Source organism: Microbacterium sp. B19(2022), from assembly GCF_012030385.1.
Classification (GTDB): domain Bacteria; phylum Actinomycetota; class Actinomycetes; order Actinomycetales; family Microbacteriaceae; genus Microbacterium; species Microbacterium oxydans_B.
Genome location: NZ_JAAUVO010000003.1, coordinates 252,012 through 260,035, shown reverse-complemented (window position 1 = coordinate 260,035; position 8,024 = coordinate 252,012). Strand labels below are relative to the sequence as shown.

At 67.7% G+C, this 8,024-nt stretch carries 8 protein-coding genes and 2 tRNA genes; 5 read left to right on the top strand and 5 right to left on the bottom strand.

Translation table 11 applies throughout. From position 1 onward, the window contains the following. The 3 genes from HCX50_RS04310 to HCX50_RS04300 form a co-directional block, all read left to right on the top strand. The coding region (locus tag HCX50_RS04310; protein ID WP_237682327.1) for a hypothetical protein at positions 1 to 899 on the top strand (899 nt) is incomplete at its 5' end. Positions 900 to 984: 85 nt separating this feature from the next. Beyond that, a tRNA-Ile gene (locus tag HCX50_RS04305) sits at positions 985 to 1,058 on the top strand. A gap of 26 nt (positions 1,059 to 1,084) precedes the next feature. Further along, positions 1,085 to 1,157, top strand: a tRNA-Ala gene (locus tag HCX50_RS04300). A gap of 39 nt (positions 1,158 to 1,196) precedes the next feature. On the opposite strand, the gene HCX50_RS04295 is transcribed toward HCX50_RS04300, so the two are convergent. The 5 genes from HCX50_RS04295 to HCX50_RS04275 all read right to left on the bottom strand — a co-directional run bounded on the left by HCX50_RS04295 (position 1,197) and on the right by HCX50_RS04275 (position 5,187). Continuing rightward, a complete protein-coding gene (locus tag HCX50_RS04295; RefSeq protein WP_167633136.1) occupies positions 1,197 to 2,135 on the bottom strand; it encodes a hypothetical protein in 939 nt (312 codons plus the stop codon). 111 nt (positions 2,136 to 2,246) lie between these two features. Continuing rightward, positions 2,247 to 2,621 (bottom strand): HNH endonuclease, encoded by a 375-nt coding sequence (locus HCX50_RS04290; RefSeq protein WP_029264195.1) that lies wholly within the window; start codon positions 2,619 to 2,621, stop codon positions 2,247 to 2,249. 29 nt (positions 2,622 to 2,650) lie between these two features. After that, positions 2,651 to 3,082: a hypothetical protein gene (locus tag HCX50_RS04285; RefSeq protein WP_167633135.1), complete on the bottom strand. Its 432-nt coding sequence runs from the start codon at positions 3,080 to 3,082 to the stop codon at positions 2,651 to 2,653. Further along, complete coding sequence (locus tag HCX50_RS04280; protein ID WP_167633134.1) at positions 3,082 to 4,218, bottom strand: M24 family metallopeptidase; 1,137 nt, start codon at positions 4,216 to 4,218, stop codon at positions 3,082 to 3,084. The genes HCX50_RS04285 and HCX50_RS04280 overlap by 1 nt, the downstream gene beginning before the upstream one ends. Positions 4,219 to 4,275: 57 nt before the next feature. Continuing rightward, entirely contained in the window at positions 4,276 to 5,187 is a 912-nt protein-coding gene (locus HCX50_RS04275; protein ID WP_167633133.1) for a helix-turn-helix domain-containing protein, read from the bottom strand. Between the two features lie 155 nt (positions 5,188 to 5,342). On the opposite strand from HCX50_RS04275, the gene HCX50_RS04270 reads away from it, so the two are divergent. Further along, positions 5,343 to 6,887, top strand: a complete 1,545-nt coding sequence (locus HCX50_RS04270) for an APC family permease (RefSeq protein WP_167633132.1) — start codon at positions 5,343 to 5,345, stop codon at positions 6,885 to 6,887. Further along, on the top strand, positions 6,884 to 8,020 hold the full coding sequence (locus tag HCX50_RS04265) for a tyramine oxidase subunit B (RefSeq protein ID WP_167633131.1): 1,137 nt from the start codon (positions 6,884 to 6,886) through the stop codon (positions 8,018 to 8,020). Before HCX50_RS04270 ends, HCX50_RS04265 begins: the two co-directional genes overlap by 4 nt. The last annotated feature ends 4 nt before the right edge of the window (positions 8,021 to 8,024 follow it).

Sequence of the window (8,024 nt, the reverse complement as noted above, 5' to 3'; positions counted from 1 at the left end):
CTTCTCCCCCGCCCGCTTCCGCGCCCCAGCCGGGCCCTCAGGCGCCGGCGCCCCAGGCGGCTCCGACGCCGCCCCCGCCCGGGGGCTCTGGCGGCCGCTCGTCGGGAGCGACGGCGGTCATGGTCATCACGGCCGTGGTCGGCGGCATCGCCCTGCTCGGCTCCGGAGGAACGGCCGCCGCAGCCGCCGCGGGGAACATCATCTCGTCGAGCCGGCCCGACTCGGTGCAGACCGTGGGCGTGGACGGCATCGAGGGGATCGACGTCGATGCGGACGCCAGCAGCATGCGGGTCGAGTTCGGTGATGTGGATGAGGCACAGCTCTCGATCACCAACGGCCGTGGCTCCGCATGGACCTTCGACCGGGACGGCGACGAACTGATCGTCCGCAGCCCCGATGGTGTGTTCGGCTGGTGGTTCGGTAACTGGTTCGGTGACGAGGAGATCGCCGTCCTCACGCTGCCGGAGAGCCTGCGCGGCGACGCGATCGATGCCGACCTCAATCTGGACGCCGGCAGCCTGGATGTCGTGGGCGATTTCGGAGTGCTCGACGTCAGCGTCAACGCAGGGTCGCTCGACGTGGAAGGGTCTGCCGCGGAGCTCGATGCGCAGATGAACGCGGGTCGTGCCGACATCCTTCTCGACGGGGTGAGCCGCGCCGACCTCGGTGTCTCCGCCGGCGATCTCACGGTGGAGCTGACCGGCACGGCACCCTCGGAGACGACGATCGAGGTCAATGCCGGAACGCTCGATCTGACCGTGCCGGACGTCGAGTACGCGATCACCCAGGACGTCAGTGCCGGCACGTTGAACGCCAAGGTCGACGAGGGCTCCAGCTCGCGAAGGACCATCGACGTGTCGCTCTCCGCGGGCACCGCGACGATCCGTCCCGGCCGCTGAACACCGTCGAGGGTGGGGACTCTCCCGGGTCCCCACCCTCGATTCGGATTTTCCGTGTTTCTCCGGTAAAGTCTTGGAGGTTGACGGGGCTATAGCTCAGGCGGTTAGAGCGCTTCACTGATAATGAAGAGGTCCCAGGTTCAAGTCCTGGTAGCCCCACCCTTTAACTCAAGAAATTCCCTCACGGGGCCTTAGCTCAGTTGGTAGAGCGCCTGCTTTGCAAGCAGGATGTCAGGAGTTCGAATCTCCTAGGCTCCACAGGATCCAGAAGCCCCCGGCAGTTGCCGGGGGCTTCTCTCATTGGCCCACGTTCTCCGGCCCTGATCGCACACCGCCGTCTGGGTTCGACACCCGACCATAGGCACGACAGATCTCTTCGAGGTATGTCAGGGAACCGTTCTCATCGCGCACCGGCGATACCGAGGCCAGAGGCTCGACCCACTCGTTCCATCCGTGCTTCTCAGAACCGCCATCGTTGACCTTGTCGAAGGCGTCCTGCTCGATCACATGAAGAAGTGAGTCACCCTGGGCACCGAACGGTTCGTCGAGCGTCTCCGGAGGGTACCCGGCACCGTCGAGGTAGGCGGACATGAGGGTGCGTGCCGTATCGGCCCACGGCTGAAGGTGCGTGGACGTCGACGGAGAGCGGAACGCTCGTTCATGGATGAGCGTCATCTGCGAGACCATCGTCCGCGCGGATTCCCACACATCCGCCTTCACGTCGGACCAGACGAAATCGATCGCAGCCGAAAGGTAGTACCGGGCCCTGACGACCCATTCCGAAACGTGATCGTAGAGGTCATCGGGCTGAACGACGACCCCGCGGCTGATGGGGAGCTTGAAGCTCTCGCCCTTGCTCTTGTCGACGTACTGCTTGACGACGAGAGGATCGAAGAAACGGTAGTGAACGCCTGCGTGCTCGTCGGAGACGACGGCTATGACGAACGTCGGCGTTCCTGCTTGCGCACCGAGCTGCCACGCAGCCGCCGTCTCTCGCGTGATTGCAGGCAGGCTCGTCGTCCTCGTCGTCTTGACCTGCACATGAGCGGTCAACCCGGACATCGGCCAGGACTCATCATCCGCTTCGGGGACCCTGACGGGAAGTTGGACATGGAGGTCGAGTCCGAGATCCATGAACGGCAGGAAGTTGACCGCGCATCCGGCTTTGACGAAAACCTCTGCCACGCGGATTTCACCGAGCTTTCCCTGCTGGTTGTTCCGGTCGTTCTTGGCCATCGGGCGTACTCACTTTCGGGTTGGACCCGAGCGATTGCCGCGGGTTGCTCTTACGTAGGCTTCCTCGATCAGCGTCATGACCCGAGGGAAGCGGCTCCGCCCGACACAGCCTCACTCGACCGGACGCAGATCGCGCAGGATCGTCGCCTGCCGGACGAGGAACGTGCGCTCGTCGAGCTTCTTCCGGCGGAGCCAGCCGGTCACCTCGTCGTTGTGCTTGCTGGCGTTGCAGGATGCGCAGGCAGGGACGACATTCTCGAGCGTGTAGCGGCCGCCGCGCGAGATGGGCTGGATGCAGTCGCGCTGCAACGCGGCCCCCTCGCCGCCGCAGTAGGCGCATCCGCCCCAGGCATCCATGAGGTCGTGCCACTGGGCGTCGGTGAGATCGTTGTCGACCTTGGCGAGTCGGTTCGTCCGACGCTTGGCGTACCGCGCACGAGTTGCCGGCGACGCGTTGGCGGAGGAGACCTTGCGGGGGCGGCGCATGCGCTGATGCTACCGCGGTGGATTGGGGCTCAACGCCCGCCGCCGCCGAACTTCGAGAAGAAGCGGTCAGCCGCCGTGCGCTGCTCTGCGACGGAAGCGACGGTCGCCGGATCCACGGGGCTGAACGTGAACACGGGGTCCTGCGGGCCAGCGGCGCCGAGCCGGTACGCGCTCAGACCACCACCCTGATCGCGCGCCATGCCACTGGGCCAGACGTCGGCCCGTGCACCGGCGACCCCCAACCGCCACCCGCGCGGGTCGAGTTCTTCCCGCAACAGGCACAGCGCCTCGAAAGCATCGTTCGCCTGCCGCTCGACAGCGCCGAGCTCCGGGGAGTTCACGACCACCACCCACTGCCAGTCATCGGTCTGCCACCAGCTGATCCTCACCTCATGGATGAGACCGCCGTGGGTGGCGGAGATCCTTTGGGGACTCTGCGGCCGCGCCGATACGTCGTCCATCAGGAACCGATCGCGTGCGCACCCACCGACACGAGCTCGTGCGGGGCGACGTTCAGCCGCTCGCCGCCATCGGCCGTGACGATCACGATGTCCTCGATGCGTGCGCCCCACGCGCCGGCGAAGTAGATGCCCGGCTCGATGCTGAACGCCATCCCTTCCCGCAGCACCAGGTCGTTGCCCGGCGCGATGTAGGGCTCCTCGTGCACCGAGACGCCGATGCCGTGGCCGGTGCGGTGCAGGAACGCCTCGCCCAGACCCGCAGCCACGAGTACGTCACGCGCGGCAGCGTCGACCTGTGCGGCCGTCGCCCCGGGGTGAACGGCATCCACCGCCGCCTGCTGCGCGCGCACGAGAACCGCGATGCGCTCGGCCCCCTCCGGGTCAGGGCTGCCGACGACGTAGGTCCTCGTACTGTCGGAGTTGTAGCCGCTCGGCACCGCACCACCGATGTCGACCACGACGGTGTCGCCCTCTTCGATCATCCGGTCCGAGACCTCGTGGTGCGGGTCGGCACCGTTCGGACCCGATCCGACGATGACGAACTCGACCGTGCGGTGGCCTTCCGCCACGATGGCCTCCGCGATGTCGGCCGCGACCTCGCGCTCGGTGCGTCCGGCCCGAAGCCACTCCGGCACGCGGCGGTGTACCGCGTCGATCGCGTCTCCGGCCCGCCGCAGCTCGGCGATCTCCTCGGCATCCTTGATCATGCGTCCTTCGCGGAGCACGGGTGTCGCCAGCTCGAGACGCACGCCGAGACGCTCGCCGATCGGGACGACGTGCAGCGCGGGCAGCGCATCCGAGACGCCGACGCGGGAGACCGTACCCACGGCCTCGGTCACGAGCGCGTACGGGTCTTCGCCGTCGACCCAGTCGGCGACCGCGAGTCCGAGCTCACCGACAGCGGTGGTGCGAACCTTCGCGAGCTCCATCCGCGGCACGACGACCGTCGGAGCGATGTCGGGGCCGATCACCAGGGCCGTCAGCCGCTCGATCGTGTCGCCCTCGACGCCCAGCAGATACTGCAGGTCGGGGCCCGGCCCGACGATGATCGCATCCAGCCCGGATTCTGCGGCGAGGGATGCGGCGCGGGCGAGGCGGGCGGCGTACACGGAGGCGGGGAAGGGCAGTGTGCTCACGGGTTCCACGCTACTGCGCGGGTGCTCGCAGCGGCATCCGGTTCCGTGAACGCGGGGTCAGCCGCCACGCACCGCGCGGGGCGGCACTCCGTACTGGGCGCGGAACACACGGCTGAAGTGCGCCGCATCGACGAAGCCCGCACCGATCGCGATCTCGGCGATGGAGCGGTGCGCCTGATAGGGGTCGATGAGCGTGTCGTAGCACCGCTGCAGTCGGCGCCGTCGGATGACCGTGGAGACCGAAGCGCCCTGCTCACTGAACATCGAGTGCAGATGCCGCACCGAGATGTAGTGCGCCGCCGCGATCTGGGACGGAGACAGCTCGCTGTCGGCGAGGTGCACGTCGATGTACGTGAGGATGTGCGTCAGCGTCGTGGAGTGCGCGCTCACCGGCCCGTCGGTCGCGACGAGGTTCGCCTCCAGTACCGTGCTCAGCATGTCGACCGCGGTCCGCAGCATCCGCCGAGCGATGCGGCTGTCGAGGTGGTGCGCCCCTTCGGCGAGCGAGCCGAGGTAGGGACCCACCATCGCGCCCAGCGCTCCGCCGGCGTTGAGGCGCGTGGCCGTGATGCGGCTGGTGTCCTCCGCGGGGATGTCGAGGAGGACTTTCGGGAACATCACCACCGACATCTGCACGGCGTCATCGAAGAGCAGGGAGTACGGACGGTCGGTGTCGTAGAGCGCCATATCGCCGCTGCCGAGCGCGGTCTCCCGCCCGTCCTGCACGATCATGCCGCTGCCGCGTTCGATGCGGGAGAACTTGAAGTACTGCTGCGGGGCACGGGAGATGAGCGAGGGGGTGCGGTGCACGCCGTGCCCGTCGGCGTCGATCGCGAAGACGTGGATGTCTCCGGCAGCGGTGGCGTCGATCGCACCGCGGAAGCGATCCTGCTCCGGCGCGGTCACATCCAGCGCGACGACGGCGCGGGAGACCGCATGGCGGTAGTCGAGGAACGACAGACTCTGCATCAGGGCTCACCTCACTGTGGCCGATCATATACGATGCTGCATTTTAGCATTCGGGCGCTGTGCCCGCGTAGACAAGTGTTCTGCTCTCGCCGTCAATCGACGACGCCGCCCCGTGGCGAGTATGAGGACTACCCGAGCATCGAAGGAGCTGTGCCATGGTGACGTCCACTCCCACAACGTCGACGACGAGAACGGCCGAACATCGGCGCCTCGGCGTCTTCGCGGTCGCGTTCATGATCATCGCCGCCTCCGCGCCGCTCACCGTGCTCGCCGGCGGGGTGACGAGCGCCTACGCGGTCACCCACGTCGACGGCATCCCGTTCGGCTACATCGTGCTCGCGGTGGCCCTCGGCATCTTCGCGATCGGCTACGCCGCCATGAGCAGGTTCGTCACGAATGCGGGGGCGTTCTACGCATACGTCGCGCAGGGGATCGGTCGCCCGACCGGCGTCGGGGCGTCGGTGCTCGCGTTCCTCTCGTACAACGCCATGCAGATCGGCATCTACGGGATGCTCGGGTTCCAGATCAGCTCGTTCATCGAGTCGAAGACCGGCTGGGCGAGCCCCTGGTGGGTCTGGGTCCTCCTCACGATCGTGCTCGTCGGCGTGCTGGGAGTGCACCGGGTGGATCTCTCGGCGAAGGTGCTGGGAGTGCTCGTCGCGCTGGAGTTCGTGGCGGTGATCGTGTTCGACCTGTTCGCCTTCGGGAACCCGGCCGAGGGATTCACGGCGGCACCCATCACCCCCGCGGCGCTGTTCGTCCCGGGGGTCGGGGCCGTGCTCGCGTTCGGTATCGCCGCGTTCATGGGCTTCGAGTCGGCTGCGATCTACGGCGAGGAGTCGAAGGATCCGAAGCGCACCATTCCGCGCGCGACGTTCCTCGCGGTCTGCGTGTCCGGCATCTTCTACGCCATCTCCTCCTGGGCGCTCGCGCTCGCCGTCGGCCCGAGCAAGATCACCGACCCCGCGGGCATCTCGCCGGAGGAGGCCGGTCCCCCGCTGTTCTTCAACTTCGTCGCCGAGCACCTGGGCGTGATCTGGGTCGACGTGATGTCGATCCTCTTCATCACGAGCCTGTTCGCCGCCCTCGTCAGCTTCCACAACGCGGTCGCCCGATATGCCTTCTCGCTCGGCCGCGAGGGCGTGCTGCCCCGGGTGCTGGGTACCGTCCGCATTCGCAGCGGTGCGCCGTGGGCAGGGTCGCTGCTGCAGTCCGCGATCGCGGTCGTCGTGATCGTCGGCTTCGCGATCGGTGAGCAGGGCTGGAACCCCGAGAACGGTCCGTACCCCGTGATCACGCTCTTCACCTGGCTCACCAACCTCGGCGCGTTCGGACTCGTGCTGCTCCTGGTACTCGTCTCGGTCGCCGTGATCGGCTTCTTCCGCCGCGATCAGCGCGGAGTGGGCACCGGCAGCAGGCTGGTCGCACCGATCGTCGCGTTCGTCGCGCTGGCGATCGTGTGGGTGCTGATCCTTCTGAACTGGGATGTGCTGCTCGGTCAGGCCGAGTCCACGCCGACGACCTTCATCCTCCCCGCCGTGCTGCTCGTGCCCTCCGCCCTGGCCGTCGTGTGGGCGCTGTGGCTGCGCAGGGCGAGGCCCGAGGTCTATCGCCAGATCGGTCACGGCACGGAGCTGCCGGAGGCTCCGCTCCTGGGCGAGCCGGAACCGGTGGTCGACGCGACGAGAGGAAACCCGTGAGCACGCCTGACACCAGACTGACCTTCCGGTATCTGTCGGAGCCGGACACGATCGCGGCGGGCGTCACAGACATGGGGCTGTGCGTCGACGTGATGGAGGAGACCCTGCGTCTCGTCGACGTGGGCGACTACCGGATGGGCGGACCGGACGGGAACTCGCACGGCTCGATGGTCACCTTCCCCGCGGAATCGACGCACGACGGCATGCCGCTCGACGGACCGCATCGCCGGATGATGGCGATGCCGGCGTACCTCGGTGGCACCTTCCAGACGGCCGGATGCAAGTGGTACGGGTCGAACATGTCCAACCGCGAGAACGGTCTGCCGCGGTCGATCCTGATGCTCACGCTGAGCGACAAGGACACCGGCGCACCTCTCGCGCACATGTCGGCGAACCTGCTGAGTGCGTATCGCACGGGCGCCGTGCCGGGAGTCGGTGCCCGCCACCTCGCGAACCCCGATGCCCGGAGCGTGGGCATCGTGGCACCCGGCGTGATGAACCGAACGACGCTCGAAGCCTTCGTGGCCGTGCGCCCCGAGCTCGACACCCTGAAGGTCGCCGGCCGCAGCCGATCGAGCATCGACTCGTTCGTCGACTGGGTCCGGCGCGAGTACCCGCAGTTCACGGCGGTCACGGTCGTCGACAGCGTGGAGGACGCCGTGCGCGACAGCGACCTGGTCACGATCGCCCCCACGACGCCGGCCGGCTCGGCGAACTACGTACGGATCGAGAAGCGCTGGCTGAAGCCGGGCGCGCTGGTGAGCCTGCCCGCCGACATCATGATCGACGACGAGCTGCTCCGCGGAGCGCGGCACGTCGCCGATTTCCGCGGCCTGTACGAGGCGTGGAGCGAGGAGGTGCCGCACCCGGCGCACGAGCACATCGGCCTCCACGGCATGTACCTGCTCGACCGCATCCGTTCGGGAGACGTGAGCGACGAGGTTCTCGAGAACCTCCCCGCGATCATGAGCGGCGAGGCCGAGGGGCGTGGGAGCGAGGACGAGATCTTCCTCTACTCCGTCGGCGGGATGCCGGTGGAAGACGTCGCGTGGGGAACCGTCGTCTACCGGCGCGCGGTGGCAGAAGGTATCGGCACGGAGCTGCTGCTCTGGGATACCCCGGCTCTGGCATGACCGG